22 protein-coding genes and 2 tRNA genes are annotated in these 26,261 nt (G+C 60.5%); 11 read left to right on the top strand and 13 right to left on the bottom strand.

The genetic code is table 11. The features are described 5' to 3' along the window. Positions 1-104 precede the first annotated feature (104 nt). Together CVS27_RS02100 and CVS27_RS02095 are read left to right on the top strand one after the other, a co-directional pair. Positions 105-192 (top strand) — tRNA-Ser (locus tag CVS27_RS02100). Positions 193-304: 112 nt separating this feature from the next. Then, positions 305-976, top strand: a complete 672-nt coding sequence (locus tag CVS27_RS02095) for a FadR/GntR family transcriptional regulator (RefSeq protein WP_103464062.1) — start codon at positions 305-307, stop codon at positions 974-976. A gap of 238 nt (positions 977-1,214) precedes the next feature. Here CVS27_RS02095 and CVS27_RS02090 read toward each other — a convergent pair whose 3' ends face one another. From CVS27_RS02090 to CVS27_RS02055, 8 genes are all read right to left on the bottom strand, one after another. Further along, positions 1,215-2,198 (bottom strand): ABC transporter substrate-binding protein, encoded by a 984-nt coding sequence (locus CVS27_RS02090; protein ID WP_103464061.1) that lies wholly within the window; start codon positions 2,196-2,198, stop codon positions 1,215-1,217. Positions 2,199-2,258: 60 nt separating this feature from the next. Continuing rightward, the gene (locus CVS27_RS02085; RefSeq protein WP_207767426.1) at positions 2,259-3,281 is read right to left on the bottom strand and encodes an ABC transporter permease; all 1,023 of its coding nucleotides are present in this window, start codon (positions 3,279-3,281) and stop codon (positions 2,259-2,261) included. 16 nt (positions 3,282-3,297) lie between these two features. After that, on the bottom strand, positions 3,298-4,845 hold the full coding sequence (locus tag CVS27_RS02080; protein WP_103464060.1) for a sugar ABC transporter ATP-binding protein: 1,548 nt from the start codon (positions 4,843-4,845) through the stop codon (positions 3,298-3,300). 221 nt (positions 4,846-5,066) lie between these two features. Then, positions 5,067-5,936, bottom strand: a complete 870-nt coding sequence (locus tag CVS27_RS02075; RefSeq protein WP_243400015.1) for an amidohydrolase family protein — start codon at positions 5,934-5,936, stop codon at positions 5,067-5,069. Beyond that, positions 5,929-6,897 carry an aldo/keto reductase gene (locus CVS27_RS02070; protein ID WP_103464059.1) on the bottom strand — a complete coding sequence of 323 codons (969 nt, stop codon included), beginning with the start codon at positions 6,895-6,897 and terminating at the stop codon, positions 5,929-5,931. The genes CVS27_RS02075 and CVS27_RS02070 overlap by 8 nt, the downstream gene beginning before the upstream one ends. Next, complete coding sequence (locus CVS27_RS02065) at positions 6,894-7,208, bottom strand: L-rhamnose mutarotase (protein ID WP_165788234.1); 315 nt, start codon at positions 7,206-7,208, stop codon at positions 6,894-6,896. The genes CVS27_RS02070 and CVS27_RS02065 overlap by 4 nt, the downstream gene beginning before the upstream one ends. Next, a complete protein-coding gene (locus CVS27_RS02060) occupies positions 7,205-8,539 on the bottom strand; it encodes an alpha-L-fucosidase (protein WP_103464058.1) in 1,335 nt (444 codons plus the stop codon). Before CVS27_RS02060 ends, CVS27_RS02065 begins: the two co-directional genes overlap by 4 nt. Positions 8,540-8,543: 4 nt before the next feature. After that, entirely contained in the window at positions 8,544-9,878 is a 1,335-nt protein-coding gene (locus CVS27_RS02055; RefSeq protein ID WP_103464057.1) for an L-fuconate dehydratase, read from the bottom strand. A gap of 210 nt (positions 9,879-10,088) precedes the next feature. Here CVS27_RS02055 and CVS27_RS02050 point away from each other — a divergent pair, with 210 nt between their 5' ends. Continuing rightward, the gene (locus CVS27_RS02050) at positions 10,089-10,982 is read left to right on the top strand and encodes a fumarylacetoacetate hydrolase family protein (RefSeq protein ID WP_103464127.1); all 894 of its coding nucleotides are present in this window, start codon (positions 10,089-10,091) and stop codon (positions 10,980-10,982) included. Next, positions 10,983-11,741 (top strand): SDR family NAD(P)-dependent oxidoreductase, encoded by a 759-nt coding sequence (locus CVS27_RS02045; protein ID WP_103464056.1) that lies wholly within the window; start codon positions 10,983-10,985, stop codon positions 11,739-11,741. It begins immediately after the preceding gene. 117 nt (positions 11,742-11,858) lie between these two features. On the opposite strand, the gene CVS27_RS02040 is transcribed toward CVS27_RS02045, so the two are convergent. After that, positions 11,859-14,027 (bottom strand): RecQ family ATP-dependent DNA helicase, encoded by a 2,169-nt coding sequence (locus CVS27_RS02040; RefSeq protein WP_103464055.1) that lies wholly within the window; start codon positions 14,025-14,027, stop codon positions 11,859-11,861. 96 nt (positions 14,028-14,123) lie between these two features. On the opposite strand from CVS27_RS02040, the gene CVS27_RS02035 reads away from it, so the two are divergent. The 4 genes from CVS27_RS02035 (at position 14,124) to CVS27_RS02020 (ending at position 17,784) form a co-directional block, all read left to right on the top strand. After that, the gene (locus CVS27_RS02035; RefSeq protein ID WP_103464054.1) at positions 14,124-15,539 is read left to right on the top strand and encodes a phosphomannomutase/phosphoglucomutase; all 1,416 of its coding nucleotides are present in this window, start codon (positions 14,124-14,126) and stop codon (positions 15,537-15,539) included. A gap of 61 nt (positions 15,540-15,600) precedes the next feature. Next, positions 15,601-16,059 (top strand): hypothetical protein, encoded by a 459-nt coding sequence (locus tag CVS27_RS02030; RefSeq protein ID WP_103464053.1) that lies wholly within the window; start codon positions 15,601-15,603, stop codon positions 16,057-16,059. After that, a complete protein-coding gene (locus CVS27_RS02025; RefSeq protein WP_103464052.1) occupies positions 16,059-16,508 on the top strand; it encodes an RrF2 family transcriptional regulator in 450 nt (149 codons plus the stop codon). Before CVS27_RS02030 ends, CVS27_RS02025 begins: the two co-directional genes overlap by 1 nt. A gap of 109 nt (positions 16,509-16,617) precedes the next feature. After that, entirely contained in the window at positions 16,618-17,784 is a 1,167-nt protein-coding gene (locus tag CVS27_RS02020) for a globin domain-containing protein (protein ID WP_103464051.1), read from the top strand. A gap of 88 nt (positions 17,785-17,872) precedes the next feature. On the opposite strand, the gene CVS27_RS02015 is transcribed toward CVS27_RS02020, so the two are convergent. After that, positions 17,873-19,702 carry a phosphoenolpyruvate carboxykinase (GTP) gene (locus CVS27_RS02015; protein ID WP_103464050.1) on the bottom strand — a complete coding sequence of 610 codons (1,830 nt, stop codon included), beginning with the start codon at positions 19,700-19,702 and terminating at the stop codon, positions 17,873-17,875. Positions 19,703-20,000: 298 nt separating this feature from the next. On the opposite strand from CVS27_RS02015, the gene CVS27_RS02010 reads away from it, so the two are divergent. Next, a tRNA-Arg gene (locus tag CVS27_RS02010) sits at positions 20,001-20,073 on the top strand. Positions 20,074-20,504: 431 nt separating this feature from the next. On the opposite strand, the gene CVS27_RS02005 is transcribed toward CVS27_RS02010, so the two are convergent. The 3 genes from CVS27_RS02005 to CVS27_RS01995 form a co-directional block, all read right to left on the bottom strand. Beyond that, on the bottom strand, positions 20,505-21,251 hold the full coding sequence (locus tag CVS27_RS02005) for an alpha/beta hydrolase (RefSeq protein WP_103464049.1): 747 nt from the start codon (positions 21,249-21,251) through the stop codon (positions 20,505-20,507). Then, entirely contained in the window at positions 21,248-21,994 is a 747-nt protein-coding gene (locus tag CVS27_RS02000) for an alpha/beta fold hydrolase (protein WP_103464048.1), read from the bottom strand. Before CVS27_RS02000 ends, CVS27_RS02005 begins: the two co-directional genes overlap by 4 nt. Before the next feature lie 479 nt (positions 21,995-22,473). Further along, positions 22,474-23,205, bottom strand: a complete 732-nt coding sequence (locus tag CVS27_RS01995; protein WP_103464047.1) for a FadR/GntR family transcriptional regulator — start codon at positions 23,203-23,205, stop codon at positions 22,474-22,476. A gap of 345 nt (positions 23,206-23,550) precedes the next feature. Between CVS27_RS01995 and CVS27_RS01990 the strand changes: the two genes are divergently transcribed. Then, positions 23,551-25,170 carry an ABC transporter substrate-binding protein gene (locus tag CVS27_RS01990; protein ID WP_103464046.1) on the top strand — a complete coding sequence of 540 codons (1,620 nt, stop codon included), beginning with the start codon at positions 23,551-23,553 and terminating at the stop codon, positions 25,168-25,170. Between the two features lie 134 nt (positions 25,171-25,304). After that, entirely contained in the window at positions 25,305-26,261 is a 957-nt protein-coding gene (locus tag CVS27_RS01985; RefSeq protein WP_165788026.1) for an ABC transporter permease, read from the top strand.

Genomic DNA, 26,261 nt, shown 5'->3' with positions numbered 1-26,261 from the left:
ATTGCGTCGGTAAAGGCGCCACCCGTCCCCTCGTTTTGCATTGAGGGCCCTCTCATGGGTAAAGTTTGGGATGCTGGTTAGGGGCTTCTACCTTAGCCAGTGCTGGAGACGTGCCAGAGCGGCCGAATGGGCTTCACTGCTAATGAAGTGTGGGGCACAACTCCACCGGGAGTTCAAATCTCCCCGTCTCCGCAGTGAAAATGCACCCTCAACCTTGTTGGGGGTGCATTTTTGTAGGGACTTGCCGTGCCGCCAACTGCGCGTTGGCCCGCAAAAATAAACATCAGACCATTAGACTGGTTCCATGGCCGTAACTGACGAAGCAATCACCAGAATCAAGGAAATGATCATCTCCGGGGAGCTCTGCGCCGGGGATCGATTGCCGCCGGAAAAGGAACTCAGCGAGAAGCTGGGACTTTCCCGCAGCTCCTTGCGTGAAGCCGTCAAGGCACTGGAGATCATCCGGGTCCTCGATGTGCGCCGCGGCGACGGAACGTATGTGACAAGCCTTGAACCCAAGCTGCTCACCGAGGCCATGACCTTCATCGTGGACCTGCACCAGGACGAATCCATCCTGGACATCTTTGAAGTCCGCCGCATCTTGGAACCCGCCGCTGCCGCCATAGCCGCCGGTCGCATCACGCCCGAGCAAATTGCTGCACTGCGGGCCACCATGGAGAACATCAACGATGAAACCAGTGTTGAGTCCTTGGTTGACCACGACCTCGTCTTCCATGAACTCATTGCCACAGCGGCCAACAACTCCTACTTGTCCAGCGTTCTGGACGGGCTCTCCAGCAGCACTGTGCGCGCACGCATCTGGCGCGGCCTCACCCAGGAGAAGGCCGTGGACAGGACACTCTCGGAGCACGCAGCCATCATCGAGGCCCTGGAGCGCGGCGACGCCGAACTGACCAAGTCCCTGCTGACAGTGCACATCAGCGGCGTGGAGCACTGGCTCCGCCAAGCCCTCTAACACCGCAATAGGCGTGACGGCGTGCCAAGCTGGCGGGGGCGTATGAAATTTCATACGCCCCCGCCAGTTTGGCACGCCCTCGGCACGTAGGGGCGAAGTTTGGCACGCCCTCGGCGAGCCGGCACATGAAGGCAAGCACCGGCGTCGAACGTTAAAAACAAACTGACCCGCAGAAAACGCCGAAAATCACGTCAAAATCGTGAATTTTCGCCGTTTTCTGCGGGTCAGTTGCTGGAGGCTACTCGTAGAGGTTCGCGGCGATCTTGGGATCGGCAATGTTGGTCTTGTCGTACCAGTAGAAGCCGGTGTCAATGACCTTCTCCACCGTTTCACCCTTGATGGCGGCAACGGCTGCCTTGACGGTCTCGTAGCCAATGCCAACGGGGTTCTGGGTCACGGCGCCTGCCATGAGGCCGTCCTTGATGGCGTCCATCTGGGCCTTGCCGGAGTCGAAGCCAACAATGGTGAGCTTGCCGGTCTTCCCGGCTTCCTTCACAGCGTTGACGACGCCGATCGCGGCACCTTCGTTGGTGCCGTACATGCCAGCCAGGTTCGGGTAGGCGGTCATGATGGACTTGGCGGCGTCGGTGGACTTGGCCTGGTCGCCGTCGGCGTACTGGATGTCAACGATCTTGATGTCCGGCGCATTGGTCTTCAAGTAGTCAACGAAGCCGTCGCGGCGGTCGGTGCCTGAGGTGGCTGTCTGGGAGTGGCCGATGATGGCGATCTCACCCTTCTTGCCCAACAGCTCGGCCATGTGCTTTGCAGCTTCGGCGGCAGCAGCCTTGTTGTCGGTGGAGGCGGTAGCCAACGGAATATCCGAATCCACGCCGGAGTCAAAGGCAATGACGGGAATGTTTTTGCCCTTGGCGTCCTGCAGAATGCCTTCAGCTGCCTTGGAGTCCAAGGCGGCCAGGGCCAGCGCCTGCGGGTTCTTGGCCATGGCGTTATTCAGCTGGTCCATCTGCTGCTGAACGTTGGTTTCCTTGTCGGGACCTTCGAAGGAGATTTCAACGTTGAATTCCTTGGCAGCGTTCTCTGCACCCTGCTTCACTGACTGCCAGAACTGGTGCTGGAAGCCCTTGGAAACAATCGCGATGTACGTCTTGCCGTTGGTGGCTGCGGCGCCGCCAGCTGCGGGGGTGGCAGCCGTGTCACAAGCAGCAACGCTCAAGGACAGGGCAGCTACTGAGGCCAAGGCCAGAAATTTTCTTCTTTGCATGGGGGTCTAACTCCTTCGTATAAACACGTGAACAAATGGGGTGCTGCTGTTTGTGGAAAACTAGTTGGCGGCCTTTTTGCGGCGCATCATGTCCAGGTACACGGCCAGGAGAATGACTACACCGACAGCTACCTGCTGCCATTCCTGCGGGATGGACATGATGGACAGGCCATTGGTCAGCACGGACATGATCAACGCACCAATCACGGTGCCGATGATGGAGCCCTTGCCGCCGGCCAGGGAAGTGCCACCAATGACGACGGCGGCAATCGCCTGGAGCTCCAGGCCTGCACCGCCCGCGGGCTGGGCTGAGTTTAAGCGTGCCGTGGCGATGACGCCGGCCAGACCGGTGAAAGTTCCTGCAACCGTGTAGATCAGCACAGTCCACTTGGTGACGTTCACGCCGGAAAGAGCCGTGGCCGCCTCATTGCTGCCAATCGAGTAGGTGTAGCGGCCCAAAACAGTCTTGGACAGCAGCAGGCCGGCCACGACGGCGGCTGCAAACAAGATGAACACGGCATTGGGGATGACCAGGCCGGGGATGGACTTGCCCAGGGCGAAGATCTTCTGGAAGCCCTCAACCTCTGTGGTGTAGACGGGCTTGGTGCCGGAGATGACCAAAGCCAGGCCCGCAGCCACCATCATCATGGCCAACGTTGCAATGAAGGGGGGTATTTTCATCACGGCAACTAAGAAGCCGTTGATCCCACCCATCAGGGCACCGAACAAAACACCACACAGCACGCCCACAATCATGGGCATGCCCATCTGGGTCATGAACACAGCCGTCATCACCGAGCACAAGGTCATGCCCGTTCCGATGGACAGGTCAATACCGCCGGTAATGATGACGAATGTGGTGCCCAGTGCCAACAGGCCCGTCACAACGGTGGAGAGCAGGATGTTGGAGAGGTTTGCGGCCTGGTAGAAGTTGGCGTTGGCCACGGAGAAGAACAACACCAATGCCAACAAGCTGGCGAAAGCTAGAAGCTGTTGGAAGCTGGCCCGGAGCCGGGTGTTCATTTCTGATTTCTTGTTACTGGCAATCTGGGCAGCTTGCGCAGCGTCCTTTGTCAACGTCATTGTTTGCCGTACTTTCTTACGTCGTGGAGCGCTGCGCGCTGGAGGTTGGTAGGGGTGTCAGCACTGAACTCCCACTGTTTTGTGTTGCCAGTTCCATGATGTTTTCCTGGTTGGCTTCGGCATTGCTCAGGAACCCGGTGAGGCGGCCTGCACTCATCACGGCAATGCGATGCGAGAGGCGCAGGACTTCGGGAAGTTCCGAGGAAATCATGATGATGGATTTGCCCTGGGCCACCAGATCGTTCAGGAGTGCGTAGATTTCCTCCTTGGCGCCAACATCGATTCCCCGGGTTGGTTCATCAAAGATCAACACATCGCAGTCCTTGACGAGCCACTTGGCAATGACAATCTTTTGCTGGTTGCCACCTGAAAGGTTCTTGGCGATCTGGCCGCTGGAGGGGGTTTTAATCCGCAGCTTGTCGATATAGGTGGAGGCCGTTGATTTCATGGCCTTGTTGTCCAGCACACCCATGCGGCTGAACATTTTCAAGGAGCTCAGGGCGATGTTGTCCTTGACGTCGCGCTCCAACAGCAGGCCCAGGTGCTTGCGGTCCTCGGAAAGGTACCCCACGCCCAGGCTGGCGGCAACGGCCGGATTGCTGATCTTCACTGGCTTCCCGTTGAGCTCAATGGTGCCGGCCGAGATGCTGTCAGCGCCAACAATGGCACGCGCAATCTCGGTGCGTCCGGCACCCATCAGGCCGGCGAAACCAAGAATCTCGCCCTTGTGCAGTTCAAAGTTGATGTCCCGCAGCAGGGATTTGGTGGACAGCCCGCTGACCTTCAGCACCACATCGTTCGACGGTGTGGTGGGTTCCGGACGCTGGTTGCCGGAAATTTCACGCCCCACCATGAGGTTGATGACCTCACGCATGGTGGTTTCGGCCGTGCCCACGGTGTCGATGTATTCGCCGTCGCGAATCACAGTGATGCGGTTGGAGATGGCCTTGAGCTCATCCATGCGGTGCGAAATGTAGATGACACCGGTTTTTTCGTTCGTGAAATTGCGGATCAGATCGTGCAAGGTGGCCACTTCGGCGTCGTTGAGTGCAGCCGTGGGCTCGTCCATGATCAGGATCCGGGACTTGTAGGACAGGGCCTTGGCAATTTCCACCATCTGCTGCTTGGCAACAGTCAGATCGCCCACCCTGGCCTTGGGATCAAGGTCAATGTTGATCCTGTCAAAGAGCAGGCGGGCCTTGCGGTTGAGGGCGCGTTCGCTCAGGAAGAGGCCCCCGACGCGCGGTTCGCGGCCAATGTAAATGTTCTGGGCCACTGTCAGGTCCGCCATCAGGTTGAATTCCTGGTGGATGATGCTGATGCCCAGTTCCTGCGCATGCTTGGTGCCATTGATGTTGACTGGCTCGCCATCAATTTCAAAGGTGCCCGAATCCGGGACGTAGATGCCGGAGAGCAGTTTCATCAGGGTGGACTTGCCAGCACCATTCTCGCCAACAAGGGCCAGTACCTCATTGTGCCCCAGCTCCAGCTGCATCTCTGATAGCGCCTTGACGCCGGGGAAGCTCTTGTTCACCCCGGAGATCCGGAGAAGTTGATTACTCATACTGCCCTCTCAAGCTTCAATTCAAAAGATCTGACATCAGACCTCTTTTGAAGCCTTATGTCGTTGATCGAAATCAGTCTTTTCGCCCATGAAAATGCCGGAATCCCGCCTGATTTGGCGGACACTTTGGCCGCCGATGCCGTTCAACTTTCACCATGGTATGTTACCTGCGACACAAATACATACTTTTTACGCTAATACATCCGATGTTTACGGAAATGTTATCGCTTATACACGCGTTGTGCAGTTCCAGCCCAGAAGGCCTGTGATTCCGCTTCGCTCAAGGAGTCCATCAGGGTGGCCGCGAGCTGGATAGTTTGCGCATAGCTGCCGCCGAGCAAACTCACCGGCCAGTCGCCGCCAAACATGAGCCGGTGCGGACCGAAGGCCTCCAGCGCCACGTCCCAGACCTGCTCCAGGGCTTGGGCGGAAAACTCCGCCGCGTCCGTGTGCAACCCAGATACTTTAGCGACCGTGTTTGGCAGAGCGGCAACGTCGCCCAATTGTTTCGCCCATAGTTGCATTTGCTCAGCAGTGCCACCCCGCGGCGGCTTTCCCAGATGGTCCACAACAATCATCAGCTCGGGCATGGCCGCGGCAAGATCTGCCACCTGTCGCAGGTGCCGGGGAAAGGCGTCGGGCACATCAAAGGGGATGCCCGCCCTCGCCAACAGAGCCAGCGATGCACGCACTGTTTCCAACTCCAGCACATGGGGGCGCGGGTCGCTATGGATCAAGGTGCGGACACCGCAAAACTTGTCGTTCTCCGCCCACCGTTCCAAGAGGGCTGCCGCCGCAGATGGTTCCTCCAAGGGCAGCCATCCCACCACGCCAACAATCCAGTCATGGGCGGCTGCTGCGGCCAGCATGGCTTCGGTGTCGGCAGCAGTGTCATCGGCCTGCACCAAAATGGCTTGGCCAACCCCTTGTGCCGCGAGCGCCTGCCGGGCCATCTCCGGGGTAAAGGTGTCGTACAGAATGCCGTGGGCGGGCTGCACCCAGGAATACTGCCCATCGCCCAGCGCCCACAGGTGCAGATGGGAATCCAGCCGCAGCGGCGCTGACCGTTCAGCCGCGTTGAGGCTAGACATGGACCAGGCTTTCGCCAAGCAGTCCTCGGGCAACCAGGGCTGCCCACAATGCGGCCGGAATCTCCGCTGCCATCCGCGCTGCGGTTTGGCTGATCTGCTCCGCGGTGGACGCGCCAACCACCACATTGCATACGGCCGGGTGCGCCGCCGCGAATTGCAGGGCGGCCGCGGGCAGTTCCACGCCAAACTCGTCGCAGCAGGCGGCGAGGGCCTTGGCTTTGGCCAGGATGTTCGCCGGTGCCGGTGCGTAGTTGTAGTTGGCGTGCTCCGGCACCACGGGGCGGGCCAGCAGGCCGGAGTTGTACACACCGCAATTGGCTACCATCACGTTGCGTTCTTGGCATAGCGGCAGCAAGTCGGTGGCGGCTGGCTGTTCCAGCAGGGAGTAGCGCCCGGCCAGCATGATCACATCAAGGTCGGCGCCGAGCACGCACTCGCGCAAGGCGTCGGCGGAGTTGGCGCCCACACCAATGGCTGCGACCAGCCCTTCGGCCCGCAATTTTTCCAAGGCCGGCAAGGCTTGCTTGATGCCCGCGTCAAGATCGTAAACATCGGGGTCGTGGAGGTAGGCAATATCGATCCGGTCAAGGCCCGTGCGTTCCAGGGAATCCTCAATGCTGCGGCGAATCCCAGCTTCTGAGGGATCCCAGCGCCGAACAACGTCTGCCGGCACGTCAAAGCCCTGCGAGTCCCTGGCACCGGAGGGGTTGGCCACGGGTTCCAGGATCCGCCCCACCTTGGTGGAGATGACAAATTCATCGCGCGGCTTGGTGGTCAGGAAGGCGCCAAGGCGGCGTTCGGACAGCCCCAAGCCGTAGTGCGGTGCCGTGTCAAAGTACCTGATGCCGGCGTCCCAGCTGGCAGCAAGGGTGGCGTCAGCAACGTCGTCGGACATGGCTCGGTACAGGTTTCCGATTCCTGCGCCACCAAAACCCAGGCGGCCCAACTCCGGCAGGCTCATGGCAGTTCCCACACTTTCGCCAGGCCCATGTCATCGCCTGAGTAGTCGTCTTCAACCTCGAGCAGTTCGCTCATGACGGCCTGCCAGGCAATGTTGACGGGGTTAAGCGCCAATTCCTTGCGCATTGCCTGGTAGTCGGCCACCTCCACCACGTGGAAAAGCTCCCGGCCGCTGCGCCAAATGTTCCAGCTCGTGACCCCGGCGGTGCGCAAGGCAGCGTCAAGATCGCCGCCAATCGTGGCGTGGACGGAATCATACTCAGCCTCCTTGCCGGGCAACAACCTGGTGTGGAGCGCAATTTTCTGGGTCATGACGCATCGCTTTCGTCGTTCAGGAATAGCTCAATGACGGGGACGGCCACGCCGGGCCGCTGGACGGGGAGTTTGAGGGTCAAGGTTCCCGATGCCTGGCCGGCGGGTGTCATATGCCCGGCAGCCTGCCCCGGGTCCAGCACCATCATGGCCACTTCAGAGGCGTCGTTGAGCAGTTGCGCATAACGCACCTTGCCCGCCAGCCCCGGCAGGTGGATGAACTGGAACGGCCACGCGAACAGGTGCAGGTACAGTCGGTTTCCGCGCAAGGTGTAGCGCGCATCTTGTGGCGCGGTGATGCCCGCGGCCCCGGCCCCGTAGATGGAGCGGCTGTGCAAGTGCATCCAGCCCCCAATGCCTGCCAGTGCCTGGTGTGCCCGCGGGTCAATCTGCCCACGGGCGGTGGGGCCAACGTTGAGCAGCAGGTTGCCACCCTTGGAGACGCCGTCAATGAGCATGTGGATCAGCTGCTCGGAGGACTTGTAGTCCAGGTTGTCCCTGTCATATCCCCAACTGCCGTTGAGCGTTTGGCAGGCTTCCCAGGGAACTTCCTTGCCGCCACTGAGCATGGCGCCGGCGGGCTGGTACTGCTCGGGGGTCACAAAGTCACCGGGAACGTTGAGCCTGTCATTGACCACAATGCCCGGCTGGAGGTCGCGGATCATTTCCATGAGCTCCACGGAACCCCAATCGTTGGCGCCCTTGCCGGCGAACTTGGCTCCGCCGTCGGGGTTGGCAGTGGCAACATCCGGGTACGAGAAGTCAAAGAACAAGTAGTCGATCTGCCCGTAATTGCTCAGCAGCTCGCGCACCTGGCCGTGCAGGTACTCCCTGTACTTGGCGCCGTCGCGAGTCTTGTTCAACTCCTGCCAGTGCGGATTGTTCCTGTCAGCGTGGTTGCCGTCGATGGTGTAATCCGGGTGGTGCCAGTCAATGACCGAATGGTAGAAGCCAACTTTCAGGCCGGCCTCACGCAACGCGGCCACATAAGGCGTCAGCAGGTCCCGCCCGCACGGGGTGTTGGTTGACTTGTACTCCGTGAGAGCGGAATCCCAGAGGGCAAAACCGTCGTGGTGCTTGGTGGTCAGGACCACGTACTTCATGCCGGCATTCTTGGCTGCCGCCGCCCACTCCCGCGGATCGTAGAGGTCCGGGTCAAAGTGTTCAAAGTACTTGCTGTACTCGCCCACGCTCATGCTCTCCCGGTACATCACCCATTCATGCCGGGCAGCCAGGGAATACAAACCCCAGTGAACAAACATGCCGAGGCGATCGTCGGTGAACCAGGGCGCATGCGGGATAACAACCTGGGTGGGAGGCGTTGCTGCCATGATGCTAGACCAATTCCTTCTGTTCTGCGTGCTGTGCGGCGTCTGCCACCCAAAATTCTCCGTCGGGGAAGGTGTACTCGGCCACCGAGGCGGCATACATTTCGCTTCCACCTCCGGGAGCCAGCGGCGGCCAGTAGCAGCCGTGGTGCACATCGATGGGGGTGACAAAGTGTTCGTGGAGGTGGTCCACAAACTCGATCATGCGGTCATCTTTCTTGCCGGACACTGCTACAAAGTCAAACATGGACAGGTGCTGGACGGCCTCACACAAGCCCACACCGCCGGCGTGGGGGCAGACCCTGACACCAAATTTGGCGGCCAGCAGCAAGATGGCAACGTTTTCATTGACGCCGGCCACACGGGCTGCATCAATTTGGAGCACCTGCAAGGCGTCCGCCTGGAGCATCTGCTTGAAAACCACACGGTTTTGCACATGCTCGCCCGTTGCCACCGGGATGGGTGCAACGCCGCGGGCAATGGCCGCGTGGCCCAAAATGTCATCCGGGCTGGTGGGCTCTTCAATCCAGGCGATATCAAATTCTGCCAGGTGCGACATCCACTCGATGGCCTGCGCCACGTCCCAGCGCTGGTTGGCATCCACTGCCACCTTAATATCAGGTCCGACGGCGGCACGTGCTGTCCGCAGTCGGCGAATGTCATCGTCCAGATCGGCACCCACCTTCAGCTTGATCTGCTTGAAGCCAGCGGCAACAGCCTCGTGTGCCAGGCGTGTCAGCTTCTCATCCGAGTAGCCCAACCAGCCGGGTGTGGTGGTGTAGCCCGGGTAGCCTTCAGCCAGCAACGTGGCGGTGCGCTCCTCGCGGCCAGCTTCTGACGCCCGCAAAATATCCAGTGCTTCTTCGCGGGTCATGGCGTCCGTCAGGTAGCGGAAGTCGACCAGGTCAACCAATTCTTCCGGGGACATGGTGGCAAGCAGCTGCCACAATGGCAGACCCGCACGCTTGGATTTCAGGTCCCACAACGCGTTGACAACAGCACCGATGGCCATGTGCATGACACCCTTTTCCGGGCCCAACCAGCGTAGCTGGGAATCATGGGTCAGCTCCTTCCAGGTGCCGCCCATGTCCGCGAGCAACTCTTCAACATTGCGGCCCAGCAAGTAAGGGGTCAGCGCCTTGATGGCTGCTGTTTCCACATCATTGCCGCGGCCAATGGTGAAAACAAAACCGTGGCCCTCAAGACCATCCTCGCTGTCTGTCACCACACGAAGGTAGGCCGCCGAGTAGTCGGGGTCTGGATTCATGGCGTCAGAGCCGTCCAAATTGCGCGACGTCGGGAAACGAACGTCGCTGGTCTCCACGGCAATGACTGTACTCACGGGCTGCTCCCTATAGAAATCAGATAAATGTGCTGAAAAAGTTAGAACAAGCTAAACATCCGATGTTTTACATGTCAATATAGAACATGTAGCTGAAATAGCCACATAGTGTGGGTAAAGTTGCCTGAAAGCTCAGATGTTAAGATCCCGCAATGGATCATCAACCATAAGAACCGCGCCGAACAAGCGGCTGTAGAGGATATGAATTTCATGAAGATTGCACGCCTTGGCGAGCAGGGGCGGGAAATTCCCGTTGTCATTGCCGCCGACTCCACCGGAACCGAGCAAAGCTACGATGCGAGCTCGGTAACCAGCACCATTGACGGCCCGTTCTTGGCCAACAAGGGTCTGGCCGCCTTGCGCGAAGCACTGGACAAGGGCGCCTTGCCGGTGCTGGAGAATGCCGCCGCACTGCGCATCGGCTCCCCCATTGCGCGGCCCAACAGTGTCATCTGCATCGGCATGAACTACGCCGCCCACGCGGCAGAGTCGGGCGCCTTGCCGCCCACCATCCCCGTTGTTTTCCTGAAGCCGAACAACACAGTTGCCGGCCCGTTTGACGCTTCACCGATCCCGCCACTTTCCGCAAAATATGACTGGGAAGTTGAGCTGGGCATTGTGGTGGGCAGTGAAGTCAGCTACCTCTCCACCCTCAAGGAAGCCGCTGCCGCCGTTGCTGGCTACGTGGTTGCCAACGACCTCTCCGAGCGTGAATATCAGCTCCCGGGCGCCGCAGGCCAGTGGACCAAGGGCAAGTCCCTGCCCAAGTCCACACCGTTGGGCCCGTGGCTTGTTCCGGCCGCCGACATCGACGCCAACAACTTGCAGCTGCGCAGCTGGGTCAACGGTGAGCCGCGCCAGGATTCCAACACGGCGGACTTGATCTTTGACGTGCCCACCATCATCCACCACTTGAGCCAGTACATGGTGTTGGAACCGGGCGACGTCATCCTGACAGGAACCCCTGAAGGTGTGGCCCTCTCCGGCCGCTTCCCCTACATCCAGGACGGCGACGTTGTGGAAGTTGAAATTGCTGGCCTGGGACGCCAGCGCCAGGAATTCTTCCGCGCCGGAACCGCTACTTCTACTTCGCAGGAGGCATAAATGAGCCAGGAACTTTCAACACTGACAGCTGTTGTCACGGGCGGTGCATCAGGAATTGGTGCAGCCATTGCGGCAAAACTGCAGGCCATGGGCGCACAGGTTTCTGTCCTTGACCTGAACCCAAAGAATCTTCCCGAAGGCCAGCTCGGCTTTGCCTGCGACGTATCTGAGGACACCTCGGTCAAGGCGGCCATCGACGGCACCGTGGCGGCCTTTGGTGGCGTGGACATTGTTGTCAACAACGCCGGCATTGGCGCCATCGGCTCCGTTGAGGACAACGACGACGCCGAATGGGCGCGCGTTTGGAATATCAACGTCATCGGCATGGTCCGGGTTTCCCGCGCCGCCCTGCCGCACATGCGCCAGTCCCCCAGCGCGGCCATTGTCAACATCTGCTCCATTGCAGCAACCGCCGGCCTGCCCCAGCGGGCCCTGTACTCAGCCACCAAGGGTGCGGTACTGTCCCTGACCCAGGCCATGGCTGCCGATCACCTGCGCGAAGGGGTGCGCGTGAACTGCGTCAACCCTGGCACGGCCGACACCCCGTGGGTTGGCCGGCTGCTCTCTGCGGCCGATGACCCGGCCGCCGAGCGCGCTGCACTGAACGCCCGCCAGCCCCACGGCCGGCTGGTCAGCGCCGAAGAAGTTGCCGGCGCCGTGGCTTACCTGGCCAGCCCGCTGTCAGGTTCCACCACCGGCACCTCCATAGCCGTCGACGGCGGCATGCAAGCCCTGCGCCTGCGCCCCGTCGAGGCATAACCCCAAGCGACGCTCGCTCACTAACGGGGCACTTTTTGGCAACGCTCGCTCATCAGGTGAGCGAGCGTTTCCCGATTCAGCCCCGTTGGTGAGCGAGCGTTGATTCGGGCGTGGGGATTAGCCGGCCTGCGCGAGCACCAGGGGCAGGACTTGATCGGCTCCGGCTTGGCGCAGTGCCCGACCCGCCACCGTGACCGTCCAGCGGCTGTCCACCAGGTCATCGAGCAGCAATACCGGGCCGCCAGGATAGGCGGCGAGCGCCTCGCCAAGTGCCGGGCCCACACTGAAGCGGTCCCAGACACCGGCCAGGCGGTAGGCGCTGTTGCCGCCACGCTGCCCCGTGGGTCCACCAAATTCCAGGGACATTTCGCCCAGATACGGCAGCCTGCCAATGTGGCAGATGGCCTCCGCAAAGGACTGTAGCAACAGTGGCTTGCTGCGCGAGGGCATCGACACAACAGCCACCGGGCGTCCGGCTCCTTCCCAACCAGCCTGGCCCCACTCCCGCAGCACGGCCACCACGGCGTGGGCCATGGCAGGATCGATGGGCGCATCCTGTGCACCCGCGGCGAACATGGCCCGCAGGGAATTGCCCCAGCCAAGGTCGGTGAGCCTGGCCAGAATCCGCCCCGTTGAGATCAGCTCATCGGCCTTGAGCTTGCCTTTGACGGGGACACCAAGCCTGTTGATTCCGGTGGGCCACATGGCCCGCGGTTCCAGCGGCAGCCCGGCATGGCGCAGCGCCTCCCCGGCCGCCTCGGAGGCACTGGAAATGACCTCTGCACTGAACCAACGCCCGGCGCAGTTGTCGCACCTCCCGCACGGGGACGCCGTGGAATCGTCAAGCGCCGCAGCCAAGTACTCCATCCGGCAACCGGACATGCGCTCGTACTCCACCATGGACTGCTGCTCATCCACCCGCGCCTGGGCAATGCGTTCATAGCGCTCCGCGTCATAAACCCACGGTTGGCCTGTTGATTCCCACCCACCAGTGACCCGGCGCACGGCCCCGTCCACGGCCAATACCTTCAGCAGCAGCTCCAAGGGTGTCCGTCGCAGATCCACCCGCGCCTCCAAGGCCGGCGTCGACATGGGCTTGGGCGATTCACCCAAGGCTGTCAGCACCGCCATGGCCTTGTCCTGGGCTGGCATGGAGGCAGTGGCGAAGTATTTCCAAATCTCCGCGTCCTCGGTTCCCGGCAGAAGCAGCACATCGGCGTTGGCGCTGCCACGGCCGGCGCGGCCCACCTGCTGGTAGTAGGCCACAGGGGACGACGGCGCGCCCAAGTGAACCACGAAGCCCAGGTCAGGTTTGTCGAACCCCATACCCAAGGCACTCGTGGCCACCAAGGCCTTGACCTGGTTGTTCTTGAGGGCTTCCTCCAGTGCCTCGCGGTCCATGGTGTCGGTGCGGCCGGTGTACGCCTTGACCACGTGACCCGCCTCGGCCAGCAACCGGGCAGTGTCCTCGGCGGCTGAGACGGTCAGCGTGTAAATGATGCCGCTGCCAGGCAGCTCCGCCAGATGCGTCAGCAGCCAGCCCAGCCTGTCGCGGGAGTCAGCCAGCCGCAGGACGCCGAGCCGCAGTGACTTGCGTGCCAGCGGGCCTCGAATGGTGAACACCCCCTTGCCCAACTGCTCTTCGATGTCGGCAACCACCCGGGAATTCGCCGTGGCGGTGGTGGCCAACACCGGCACGGAGGCTGGCAACTGGGCAATCAGGTCAGCAATGCGCCGGTAGTCGGGACGGAAGTCGTGCCCCCAGTCGGAAATGCAGTGGGCCTCATCAATCACCAGCAAGCCGGTGCGCTGGATCAAGGTGGGCAGCTGGTTCTCCCGAAAAGACGGGTTGGTCAGGCGTTCCGGCGACACCAGCAACACATCCACCTCATCGGCGTCCAACGCCGCAGTGACATCACCCCACTCGGTGGCATTGGCCGAGTTAATGGCCATGGCACGCACGCCTGCCCGCTCGGCGGCTGCCACCTGGTCCCGCATCAAGGCCAGCAGGGGCGAGACAATCAAGGTTGGCCCGGCACCCCGGGAGCGCAACAAGAGCGAGGCCACAAAGTACACGGCCGACTTCCCCCAACCGGTCCGTTGGACAACCAGCGCCCGGCGGCCGGAATCCACCAACGCCTCAATAGCCTCAAACTGGCCGTCGTGAAAATCAGCATCCGCGCGCCCCACCAGTGCCTGCAGCACGACTTGCGCTTGGGCGCGCGTGTCAGTGGTGGCGGCTGGTTGAACAACCGAAATTGGTCCGTGGGCTGGTTGCAATGTCATTCACCCAGTATTCCAGCGCCCACCGACACTGGATCACATGGCTCAACAAAGCTGTGGATAACTTTTGGGTTTGGCCACCGGCGGTACCATGGACGGGTGACTACTGAAGATAATTCGCAGCTTGACCTGTCCTCCTCCTTTAAGGCTTACGACGTTCGTGGCCTTGTTGGCAAAACCATCACCGCCGATTCGGTACGGGCAGCGGGCGCAGCCTTTGTAGATGTGCTTGCACTGAAAGGTCAAACCGTGTTGATCGGCGGGGACATGCGCCCCTCCTCCCCCGAATTCGCACAGGCGTTTGCCGACGGCGCGTCACGCCGCGGCGCCGACGTGGTCATGCTCGGGCTGATCTCCACCGACGAGCTCTACTTCGCCTCCGGCGTGCTCAACGCCGCCGGCGTGGTGTTCACCGCCAGCCACAACCCGGCCGAATACAACGGCATGAAAATGACCCGCGCCGGAGCCGTGCCCCTTTCCTCCGAAACCGGTTTGACCGAGATTCGCGACCTGGCCCAGCAGTACCTGGCCAACGGCATTCCGGCAGCATCCACCACCGGAACCCAAGGCGAACAAGACGTATTGCAGGACTACTCCGAGTACCTGCGCAAGCTCGTTGACCTCACCGGCTCCCGCCCACTGAAGATTGTGGTCGACGCCGGCAACGGCATGGCTGGCATGACAACCCCCGCAGTTCTGGGCGAAGCCCTGCTGCCGGGGCTGCCCTTCGAGATTGTCCCGCTGTACTTTGAGCTCGATGGCACCTTCCCGAACCACCCGGCCAACCCGCTGGAGCCGGCCAACCTGCTGGACCTGCAGGCCGCCGTCGTTGCCCATGGCGCCGACATTGGTCTGGCCTTCGACGGCGACGCCGACAGGTGCTTTGTCATTGACGAGCTCGGCGCACCCCTGTCGCCGTCGGCCGTGACGGCCTTGGTGGCCCGGCGCGAAATTGCCCGCGCCAAGGCACTCGGCGAGGAACAACCCACAGTCATTCACAACCTCATCACCTCACGCGCCGTGCCTGAACTGATCGAGCACGACGGCGGCCGGGCCGTGCGCACCCGTGTTGGCCACTCCTTCATCAAGGCAACCATGGCTGAGGAAGGCGCCGTTTTCGGTGGCGAGCACTCCGCGCACTACTACTTCCGCGACTTCTTCAACGCAGACACCGGCATGCTCGCAGCCATGCACGTCCTGGCTGCCTTGGGCGAGCAGGAGGGGCCCCTGTCCGAGCTGGGCCGCGAATATGAGCCGTACGTCTCCAGCGGTGAGATCAACTCGCAGCTGGCCGATGTCCCCGCAGCGGTGGCCCGGGTTCGCGCCGCGTACACCACCGAGGATGTGGTGGTTGACGAGCTCGATGGCGTCACGTTCACGGCCAAGGACGGCACCTGGTGGTTCAACCTTCGCGCCTCCAACACCGAGCCCTTCCTACGCCTGAACGCCGAAGCTGTCGATGCCACCACCATGGCCGATCTCCGCGACGCCATCCTCGACTTGGTGCGCCAATAGCAGCTGCGACGCTGTCGGCATCGAGATCACCCACGTAACCGCACCATTTTTAGGAGTATCCATGGAGCCAAACAGCACCGAGCAAACCCCGGCCGAGCGACTGGTCCAAGAGGACTTGAACAAGCTCATTGGCACGGCTTTTGGTGTTGCCGGGGAACAGCTTGAGACCCACGGCGCCTTTTTGCCGGTGGGCCTTGTCCTCAAGCACGACGACGAACTCAACCTGGTTGCCGTGGCCCCCAACACGGTGGAGGGCGATGAGGAAAAAGAGCTCGACGCCGACCAAATGGTGGCCGACCTGTTTGAAGCCTTGACCCAGCAGGGCGATCAAAACAAGGCTGCCGCCGTGGTCTGTGACATCCACCTGCCCGATGACGCGACGGACGCCATCCACGTCATGGCCGAGCACAGCACTGGTGTGTGCGTTTCAGCCGTCCGCCCGTACCGCCAGACACCCACTGGATGGGAGTTCGGCAACCCGTTTCTGGAAGCCGGCGATAAAGTGATCTGGCCTGCCTAGTGCGCATCAACAGCTTTTCGGATGTGAGCCTGCGCCTGCTCACGGTGCTCTCCTCCGTGCCGGAGCATGAGCTGCCCACCACTCGGGAGCTTGCCGAGGCTGTGGGGACACCGTACAACCATGTCAGCAAGGCCGTCCTGAAGCTGCGGCAGATGGGTCTGGTTGAGGCCATCCGTGGCCGCAGCGGCGGCGTGCGCATCTCCGCCGACGGCAAGAAGGCCACTGTGGGCCGTGTTCTTCGTGTTTTGGACTCCCACAGTGACGTTGCAGAATGCCAGACGGACATGGGCGCATGCCCCCTCATTCACGAGTGCGGGCTGCGCGGTGCACTGAATCATGCCCGCGAAGCCTTCTACGCTTCGTTGGACAATGTCACCATCTACAGCCTGGCCCGAAAGACTGCAGACGGCCCCGTGCCTGTGACCTTGAGCACAGTGCGACCCAGCTAAACCGCCACAAATCAACACTTTTCTACAACTCGTAGAAATTGTGGCTTTAAAGTTGCATCTGAAATGCTACTTTGGGATTATCACCATGAATCACACCCAAGGAGTAAGCATGCTTTCGGAAAAGTCCCGCCCACTCATTGCCGCAACACTGCCACTGGTAGGTTCCCGCCTGGGCGCCATCACACCTAATTTTTACACCCGCATGCTGACCGCCCACCCCGAGCTCCTGAACGGACTGTTCAGCCGCGCCAACCAAAACAATGGCGAGCAGCAGAAGGCCCTGGCCGGATCCATCGCCGGATTCGCCACGGCACTGATTGCCAACCCTGACCTCATCCCGGAGCAGATGCTCAGCCGGATCGCGCACAAGCACACCTCTCTGGGCATCACCGAAGACCAGTACAGCATCGTCTACAAGTACCTCTTTGAGGCCATCGCTGAGGAGCTGGCGGATGTCATCACGGCCGAGATCGCCGAAGCCTGGACCGAGGTGTACTGGCTCATGGCCAACGCCTTGATCAAGCTCGAGAAGGGCCTCTACGCCATTCAGGCCAATGACAAAGTGTGGATGCCGTGGAGGGTTGTTGAAAAGAACCCCGCGGGCACCGACGCCATCACCTTTGTGCTGGAACCGGCCGATGCCACCGCCGTCACGGTTGCCCGCCCCGGACAGTTTGTCTCGGTCAGGCTTGCCCTCCCGGACGGGCTGCTCCAGTGCCGCCAGTACTCACTCAGCGCCGATGTTGAGTCCACCACCCGGCGCGTGTTCACCACCAAGCGGGACGACGGCGGCGAGGTCTCACCCGTGCTGCACGGCCATGTAAAGGTAGGCGACGTCGTCGAACTTTCCAATCCTTACGGCGATGTGACGCTCGACGGCGCAGGTCCGGTGGTGTTTGCCACGGCAGGGATTGGCTGCACCCCCTCGGCGTCGGCGCTGCGGTCCTTGGCGGCTGCGGGAGCGGACCGCGAAGTTTTGGTGCTGCACGCCGAGAAGAACCTTGACGCCTGGGCGTTGCGTGATCAGATGACGGCCGATGTTGCGGCCATTGACGGGGCACAGTTGCAGCTGTGGCTGGAAGAGCCTGCCGCCGGTTTCCACAAGGGCTTCATGTCTCTGGAAGGCCTGGACCTGCCCGCCAATGCCTCCATGTACGTCTGCGGCCCGCTGCCGTTCATGAAGGCGATCCGGAACCAGGCGATCGAGGCGGGAATCCCGTCAACCAAAATCCACTACGAGGTCTTCGGCCCCGATCTCTGGTTGGCCGGCGCCTAAATTAAACAACTGACCCGCAGAAAACGGCGAAAATATGCGTTTTTGACGCTATTTTCGCCGTTTTCTGCGGGTCAGTTGTGCTTTGCTCCTAGGCGCCGAAGCGGGCCTTCAAGTCCTTGAGCTCTTCCGCCAACTGTTCCGGCAGCGAATCACCGAAGCGGGCGTACCACTCCTGGATGCCTGCAAGCTCTGATTCCCATTCACTGGGCTCCACCCTGAGCGCGTCCGCCAGGTCAGCGGGGCTGACATCCAAACCCGTCAGATCCAGTGAACCAACGGCCGGGACAAAGCCAATGGGTGTCTCCACTGCCTCAGCGGTACCCTCAATACGGTCAACTACCCACTTGAGCACACGGGTGTTCTCACCGAATCCGGGCCACGCAAAGCCGCCATCGGCCGTGCGGCGGAACCAGTTCACCAGGAAGATCTTCGGCAGGCGCGCCTGATCAGCCTTGGCGGAGAGGTCAATCCAGTGCTTGAGGTAGTCACCGGCGTCGTAGCCGATGAAAGGCAGCATGGCCATGGGATCGCGGCGCACCACGCCAACGGCACCAGTTGCCGCGGCCGTGGTCTCCGAAGAGAGCGTTGAGCCCATGAAGATACCGTGGGTCCAGTCACGGGCCTGGGTGACCAAGGGAATGGTTGTCTTGCGGCGGCCACCGAACAAGATGGCGTTGATCTCAACGCCTTCCGGGTTGAAGTAGTCCTTGGAAAGCATGTCCACCTGGTCGATGGGCGTGCAGAACCGTGAGTTGGGGTGTGCTGCCGGACGGTCGGATTCCGGCGTCCAGTCATTGCCCTGCCAGTCGGTCAGGTGCGTCGGCACTTCCTTCGTCATACCCTCCCACCAGACACCGCCGTCGTCGGTCAAGGCAACGTTGGTGAAAATGGAGTTGCCCTTGGAGATGGCCGCCATGGCGTTCGGGTTGGTGTGCCAGCCCGTTCCCGGCGCCACACCAAAGAGGCCGGCCTCGGGATTCACGGCACGAAGTTCACCTTCCTTGCCAAAGCGCATCCAATTGATGTCATCACCTAGTGTCTCTGCCTTCCAACCCGGGAGGGTGGGTTCCAGCAGGGCCAGGTTGGTCTTGCCGCAGGCTGAGGGGAATGCAGCCGCCACGTGGTAAGTCTTGTCCGCCGGGCTGGTGAGCTTGAGGATGAGCATGTGCTCGGCCAGCCAGCCTTCATCGCGGGCCATGACCGATGCGATGCGCAACGCAAAGCATTTCTTGCCCAACAGTGCGTTGCCGCCGTAGCCGGAGCCGAAGGAGAAGATGGAGCGCTCCTCGGGGAAGTGCACAATCCACTTTTCCTCGTTGCACGGCCACGCAACATCCGCTTCGCCGGGAGCCAGCGGGGCACCCACCGAATGCAAGGCGGGGACAAAGAATGCGTTGGTGTCCTCCATCTTGCGCAAAACGTCAGTACCAATGTTGGCCATGATGCGCATGGATGCCACGACGTAGGCGGAATCGGTGATCTCCACACCAAACTTGGGATCCTCGGCGTCGAGCGGGCCCATCACAAACGGAATGACGAACATGGTGCGTCCGCGCATGCTGCCGGCAAATTTCTCGTTCAGGATGTCCTTCATAGCTGCCGGGTCCATCCAATTATTGGTGAATCCGGCGTCGCGCTCATTTTCTGAACAAATGAACGTTCTTCCTTCAACTCGGGCCACATCCTTGGGGTCCGAGAAGGCTGCGAAGGAATTAGGGAAGAGCTCGGGGTTCAGCCGGGTGAGAGTTCCCTCTGCCACCAGGTGGTCAGTGAGCAGGGCTTGTTCCTCCACGGACCCGTCCACCCAACGAATGTGATCCGGCAGGGTGAGAGCTGCTACTTCGCCAACCCAGGCGGCGAGGCCCTTATGGGTGGTCATTGCTTGCTCAACGATTTCCTGCACTGGCGCGTGGCCCATTGGCTTTCCCTTCATCGAATGGGTAGGTGGTATCTAAAGGCTAGGGGGCGGGATCCGGCGATTTTAGGTATGGGACATGGGATGTATGGACCTCTTTGGTGGGCAAAACCTCTAGTTTTCGCGGGATATCATTTTTGTTACGGCCAACATTTGTGATCCAGATCACGTAGACCGGTCTAGTGGTGGAGGACACCGCCGATTTACGCCTTCTCGATTTGTACACCAGAGAAAAGTTGGGCTATAGTTATTCACGGCCCGAGGGTCGGAAACAAAACAAAGAAACAAAGAAACAAAATATGCGTGCGTAGCTCAACGGATAGAGCACCTGACTACGGATCAGGAGGTTGGGGGTTCGAGTCCCTTCGCGCGCACTTTAGAAAAAAGCGGTCCACTTCGGTGGGCCGTTTTTTTGTTAACTATTGCCGAGGACTGAGCCCCTTGGACAACTGATGCGTAAATAGGTTGGGTTGGGCAGTTTGGCTGCGGGTGACCTCGTATCCGAGCTGCCCACGGCTCTTCAAGCGTCTGCTGGTGACCAGCTGTGTGGTTTCTGCTTTGGGCATGCGCGCTACTGATACCGGGCATGGCGCCAGTGTCACAGCTGCGCCGCACTGGCACCCGGCGCGACGCATAACCAAAGCAGGCGCGCCCAGAATGCGGTATATGCGCCACACACGTTTCCACGGCTGCGCATAAGCCACGGCAGTCCTGCATCAATCCTGCCAGCGGATACCAGACCTGCCAATAACCATCAGAGAGGGACGAAGTTGGGGAACGGGTGTGGACTACTGCGGGCCAGTTGTTAGGGCTGATTGCCCAGCTTCACCACTGCCTGTTCGACGGCGGCGAGAACCGTTTTGTCCGACAGCGTGCGGAAGTGCCCGGAGACGGGCACTTCCACGTTGACGGCCCCTGGCAGTGCGCTGCCGCCGGGAATGTGCGGATCAAATTCGGAATAGATGGACACCACGTGGGCGTTGACGTCCGTCGCTGCCTGCAGAGAAAGCAGAACCGTGTCGTCTGGTGAAAAATGACGAAGCGTCCGCGAAATCATGTACCGGGCATACAAGGATCCGGAGAACGGCGCACCTATGGCTACCATCCCCAAGATTTCCATCGGGCGAGCCAGCGCGGCAACGGCTGGTCCGGCGTCGTCCGGGTGGGTCAACGCCGCGTCCAGCATGGCATGCTTGCCAATCAACCCGCCCTTGCTGTGCGCCAGCAGGATGCAGCGCGAAACGCCTTGCACGGACGCCAGATCAGCCAGCGTTCTGGCGAGGATTTCAGCGGACTCCGGAATGGCCCGTCCATTGATCCCCAACCCCGGGACGGAGAACACCCGGTAACCCAAGGCATTGAGCCGTTGCGCGGCAGGTTCCAAGAAGATCCAGGTCTCGTAGACGCCAGGTAGCAGCACGATGGCCGGCAGCGACGGCTCTCCCACGGCATAGCTGTCAGGGCAGCGGCGTCGAAAGATTGAGCGTAGTTGCCACCATCCGGCATACAGGTAGTCCACCATCCACCACCACCCTCGCAGCAGCAGCTTCATGCGTGGTCCACGTGCAAGATGTGGTCCAGAATGTAGCCGGCCACGCAGGCACCGTCCTTGACCATGGTTTCGTGCCCGCGGTTGTCCACTTCCACCATGGTGGCATTGGGGATCAACGCAGTGACTTCCTCAACCCACACGAGGGGACATACGGGATCTCGTTTGCCCCGGATAACCAGCGTGTGAGCCTGGATTTTCACCAAGGTGTCCTCAATGGCGTGATCCATCATGCTGCGTAGCTTCTTGATGAACCAGCGCGGACCTGTTTTGGCATAGTTGCGCATGCCTATGCCCAAGACTTGGGGGCTTTCGCCGAAAAGGTCCTGCGCCATGCGCAAGGCCTGCCTGCGAACTGTGCGCTCATGCCTGTTCACTGTTGGTGCCACCAACACCACTTCAGGGAAAAGGTCTGGTCTTTGCGCGGCGGCTTCCGCCACCACCTGCGTGCCCATGGAATGGCCCACAAGGACCGGGTGACCCAGCTCCTCCAACTCAACAAAATCAATGAGAACCTTGCCCATGGCGGCCATGGTGAGCGCGCGGGCTGGTTCGGGAGCGTCGCCAAAGCCAGGCAAGTCAATGGCCACCACACGTCCATGGGATTCCAAGGAAGCACTCAGCTGGGCAAAATAGGAGATCCCCATGCCAATCCCGTGGACCAGCAGAAAAGTCCGCCCAGACTGGTAGTCGGTGTCTGTGGTGACAACCTCATATCCGGACACTAAAACTTTACGCACACTCATAGTCACAGTATCGCCGAGATGCGGGCCCCGGGCTTGGCGCCACTCAGACCGTCAAGCCCGCAAACCAAACTGGCCCGCAGAAAACGCCGAAAAATCGGGGATTTCCTCGATTTTTCGGCGTTTTCTGCGGGTCAGTTGAGTCAGCTGGTGGGCGACCTGGCCGCGCCAGTGGCACCTGAAAATTCTGCTGTGGCTTATGCGCAGCCGTGGAAACGAGTGTGGCGCATAGACCCTATTCTGGGCACGACGACTTTGGCTATGCGTCGCGCCGGGAGCCAGTGCGGCGCAGCTTTGACACTGGCGCCAGGCCTGGTACCAGTAGCGCGCATGCCCAAAGTCGCCCCGGCTTATGCGGGCCCCCGGGTTGGCGCCACTCAGATCGTCAAGCCCGCAAACCAAACTAGCCCGCAGAAAACGCCGAAAATCGCGTCAAAAACGCATATTTTCGCCGTTTTCTGCGGGCTAGTTTGAGGGGAGAATTATTCGGCGTCGACGAAGAGGTGGATCTTGGCCCGGATGCCGTCAAAGTGGGTGCGCAGGAGCTTGGCTGCGGTCTTGGCATCCTTGGCAGCGACCGCGTTGTAGATGTCCCTGTGCTGGGATGCCGTATGAACCAGGTCGGTGCCGCCGGTGCCGATCTCCACGTGGATCTTGCGGTAAACCTTCCAAAAAACGCTCATCAAGTTCATCAGAAGGTCGTTGTTCAAGGGCTCAAAAAGCAACCGGTGGAATTCAGCATCGGCTTCGGGGAAGGATTCAGAGCGTTCTGCAAGCTCCTCCATTCTCACCACAGCAGCCTCAATGCGGACCAAGTGCTCGTCCGTGACTACCGCTATGCAGGCGCTGATGAGGCCAGCCTCCAATGCCTGGCGGATGTCAACAAGCTGCAACGCTTCAAGACCCTCATGACGCAGCGACAGGCGGCCGCGGAAGGTCAGCCCGTCAGCAAGTGCGTCAAAGTTGCTAGGTGCCACAAACATGCCAAAACCGTGGCGGATTTCAATGACGCCCAGGGCCTGCAATACCTTCAACGATTCACGCAGTGTATTGCGGCCAACACCGAGAACTTCAGAGAGTTCACTCTCGGTGGGCAGTGGATCGCCGGCGTCAAGGTCTCTGTCCAAGATGAGTTCCATGATGTCTGCCTGCAAGGCGCGAAGCCGCACCTGCGCGCTGAAGCGGGCCTTGGGTGCTACCGTCGAAATGGACAACAAAACTCCTCCGAAATATTCGTCGCATGTACAACGCTTTACTCACTTTAGTAGTGATGACGGGACAAACTGCCCGGTATCCCCAAGCGAGGAGCTCTGCGACTCACGTGCCGTTGGCGCCAACTGAGCGCCAACGTGATCCAAACCATAGAATATCGGATGTCCGACAACTTGCCTACACCATAGCAATGTTATTTTGCGCGCCATGGCCCGCTGCGGGCAACCGAGACCAAAATGAGACCGTGGACTCACTTGACCAATCCCTGTGATGGCTATTACAGTTTCATCATAAGCATCGGACGTCCTACATCCGATATAAAACAGACGAAATGGTGAGTCAACAGAATGAGCAATACTCTTCAGAACCTGCCTGCGACACCCGCATCGCGGCGTACCTTCCTCAAGGCCGCTGGTGTCCTTGGTGCAGCAACCGCTTTCACCGCAACCCTTGCAGCTTGCGGATCCAATGACGCTCCCAAAGACAGCGCCACAACGGCTGCCGTGAACAAGGATCTCAGCATCGAAGCTGGCATCTCCTACTCACTGTCCACCGGCTTCGACCCGATGAGCTCCTCCGGCGCCACCCCGCTGGCCGCCAACCTGCACATCTTCGAAGGCTTGGTGGAACTTCACCCGGCAACGCGCAAGCCCTACAACGCCTTGGCTGCAGCCGACCCCAAGAAGGTTGACGACACCACTTACCAGGTCACCATCCGCGACGGCGCCAAGTTCCACGACGGTACCCCGGTCACCACCGACGACGTTGTCTACTCGTTCGAGCGTGTCAAGGACCCGGCCAACAAGGCACTGTTCGCACAGTTCATCTTCTTCATTGAATCCGTCACCAAGGTTGACGAGAAGACTGTCGAATTCAAGCTGAACACCCCGTTCGCCGGCTTTGGCCCGCGCATCTCGGTGGTCAAGGTTGTCCCCAAGGCAACCGCCTCGGCTGACCAGAAGGCCTTCGACGCCAAGCCGATCGGTACCGGCCCGTACAAGTTCGTTTCCGCAGCCAAGGACGACAAGATCGTCTTCGCTCGCAACGACGAGTACAACGGCCCGATGCCGGCACTGGCCAAGGACATGACCTGGTTCCTGCTCTCCGACGCTTCAGCCCGCGTTACTGCCATGCAGTCCGGCCGCGTCCAGGCAATCGAAGATGTCCCCTACTTGGACGTTGACGCGCTCAAGTCCAAGGTTGATGTTGAAGCCGTGCAGTCCTTCGGCCTCATGTTCCTCATGTTCAACTTGAGCAAGGCTCCCTTCGACAAGAAGGAAGTCCGCCAGGCACTGCACTACGCCCTGGACAAGGAAAGCATCATCAAGACTGCCCTGCTGGGCAACGCGACGGCCGCTTCCTCCTACTTCCAGGAAGGCAGCCCGAATTACCAGAAGGCTTCCACCGTTTACACCTACGACGCCGACAAGGCCAAGTCCTTGCTGTCCGGCGCAGGCGTCAGCGGCTTGAAGCTGACCTTGACCAGCACGGATACCGCGTGGGTCAAGGATGTTGTGCCGTTGATCAAGAAGAACTGGGATGCCATTGGTGTTGAAACCACCCTTGAGCCCCTGCAGTCTTCAGCAGTCTACGGTCCGGACAAGGTTGGCGGCCTGAAGTACGACGTCGTTGCCGCCCCCGGCGATCCCTCGGTGTTCGGTAACGACGCTGACATCCTGCTGAGCTGGTTCTTCCGCGGAGACACCTGGGCCAAGAACCGCTTCGCCTGGAACGACTCTGCAGAATACAAGGAAGTTCAGACCAAGCTCAACGCTGCTCTGGCCGCTTCCGAGGCTGACGCCAAGAAGCTCTACAGCGAGATCATCAACATCATCGCTGAAGAAGCACCGTTGTACCCGATCTTCCACCGCAAGCTGCCCACAGCTTGGGACAGCAAGAAGCTCAGCGGCTTCGCACCGCTGCCCACCACGGGCGTTGCATTCATCGGAGTTGGCCGGACCTCCTAGGTTCGTCCGCTTTTCACAGACCGGAGGGGCTGTGGCCGTTCCTGGCCACGGCCCCTCCCGTCTGAGACCATTTATCCTATGACGCAGCACACAGTCCCCCCTGAGGTGTTGCAAATAGAACCGGAGTTAGTACATTGGCAAACTTTTTGCGACTGCTGGGACGCCGGCTCGCAGCACTACCGTTGATGATCCTGGGTGTCACCCTGCTCGTCTTCGTAGTACTGCAGTTCGCTCCCGGTGACCGTGCCGTTGCCGCGCTTGGTGAAGGAGCCTCACAAGAGGCTCTCGATCAATACCGCGAAGTCAACGGATTCAACGATCCCCTCTTCATTCAATACTTCACCTACCTGGGCAAGCTCATCACGGGCGACTTCGGCACCACTTTGCCCCCCGCAAAGCCCATCACCGAAGTCATCGCCAGCGCCTTCCCCGTCACGCTCCAGCTGACATTCCTTGGCGTTGTGATAGCAGTCGTGATCTCCCTCGTCTTCGGTGTCCTTGCGGCCCTGTACCGCGACACCTGGGTTGACCAGGCCATCCGCGTCTTCTCAGTCGCAGCCATCGCCACCCCGTCCTTCTGGTTGGGCATCTTGCTCATCCAGTGGTTCGCACTGGGCGACAACTCCTGGTTCCCCTCAGGCGGCCTTGCCGACCCGGACGATGGCTTCATGGGCTGGCTCAGCTCCATGACACTGCCGGCACTGGCCCTGGCAATCCCCGTTTCTGCCTCCCTGATCCGTGTGGTCCGCACCTCCATGGTTGAGGAACTGGACAGGGACTACGTCCGCACTGCCATCGGCAACGGCGTCCCCTACACCACTGTTGTTTCCAAGAACGTCTTGCGCAACGCCCTTGTCACCCCGGTGACAGTGCTGGGTCTTCGCATCGGCTACCTGCTCGGCGGCGCCGTCGTGATTGAAATGATCTTCTCTCTGCCGGGCATGGGTCAGCAGATCCTCAACGGCATCACCAGCGTTGACACCAACCTGGTGCAGGGCGTTGTGCTCGTCATTGCCGTCACGTTCGTACTCGTGAACATTCTGGTGGACCTTCTTTACCTGCTCATCAATCCCCGAATCAGGACGGTCTAA

This window comes from Arthrobacter glacialis (assembly GCF_002909445.1).
GTDB classification, from domain to species: domain Bacteria; phylum Actinomycetota; class Actinomycetes; order Actinomycetales; family Micrococcaceae; genus Specibacter; species Specibacter glacialis.
This window is presented reverse-complemented; position numbering and strand designations above follow the sequence as displayed.

Bases quoted from the DNA above. Each gene is read 5' to 3' on its own strand.
- CVS27_RS02095 (WP_103464062.1), top strand. From the start codon at position 305: ATGGCCGTAACTGACGAAGCAATCACCAGAATCAAGGAAATGATCATC.
- CVS27_RS02090 (WP_103464061.1), bottom strand. From the start codon at position 2,198: ATGCAAAGAAGAAAATTTCTGGCCTTGGCCTCAGTAGCTGCCCTGTCC.
- CVS27_RS02085 (WP_207767426.1), bottom strand. From the start codon at position 3,281: ATGACGTTGACAAAGGACGCTGCGCAAGCTGCCCAGATTGCCAGTAAC.
- CVS27_RS02080 (WP_103464060.1), bottom strand. From the start codon at position 4,845: ATGAGTAATCAACTTCTCCGGATCTCCGGGGTGAACAAGAGCTTCCCC.
- CVS27_RS02075 (WP_243400015.1), bottom strand. From the start codon at position 5,936: ATGTCTAGCCTCAACGCGGCTGAACGGTCAGCGCCGCTGCGGCTGGAT.
- CVS27_RS02070 (WP_103464059.1), bottom strand. From the start codon at position 6,897: ATGAGCCTGCCGGAGTTGGGCCGCCTGGGTTTTGGTGGCGCAGGAATC.
- CVS27_RS02065 (WP_165788234.1), bottom strand. From the start codon at position 7,208: ATGACCCAGAAAATTGCGCTCCACACCAGGTTGTTGCCCGGCAAGGAG.
- CVS27_RS02060 (WP_103464058.1), bottom strand. From the start codon at position 8,539: ATGGCAGCAACGCCTCCCACCCAGGTTGTTATCCCGCATGCGCCCTGG.
- CVS27_RS02050 (WP_103464127.1), top strand. From the start codon at position 10,089: ATGAAGATTGCACGCCTTGGCGAGCAGGGGCGGGAAATTCCCGTTGTC.
- CVS27_RS02045 (WP_103464056.1), top strand. From the start codon at position 10,983: ATGAGCCAGGAACTTTCAACACTGACAGCTGTTGTCACGGGCGGTGCA.
- CVS27_RS02040 (WP_103464055.1), bottom strand. From the start codon at position 14,027: ATGACATTGCAACCAGCCCACGGACCAATTTCGGTTGTTCAACCAGCC.
- CVS27_RS02030 (WP_103464053.1), top strand. From the start codon at position 15,601: ATGGAGCCAAACAGCACCGAGCAAACCCCGGCCGAGCGACTGGTCCAA.
- CVS27_RS02020 (WP_103464051.1), top strand. From the start codon at position 16,618: ATGCTTTCGGAAAAGTCCCGCCCACTCATTGCCGCAACACTGCCACTG.
- CVS27_RS02015 (WP_103464050.1), bottom strand. From the start codon at position 19,702: ATGGGCCACGCGCCAGTGCAGGAAATCGTTGAGCAAGCAATGACCACC.
- CVS27_RS02005 (WP_103464049.1), bottom strand. From the start codon at position 21,251: ATGAAGCTGCTGCTGCGAGGGTGGTGGTGGATGGTGGACTACCTGTAT.
- CVS27_RS02000 (WP_103464048.1), bottom strand. From the start codon at position 21,994: ATGAGTGTGCGTAAAGTTTTAGTGTCCGGATATGAGGTTGTCACCACA.
- CVS27_RS01990 (WP_103464046.1), top strand. From the start codon at position 23,551: ATGAGCAATACTCTTCAGAACCTGCCTGCGACACCCGCATCGCGGCGT.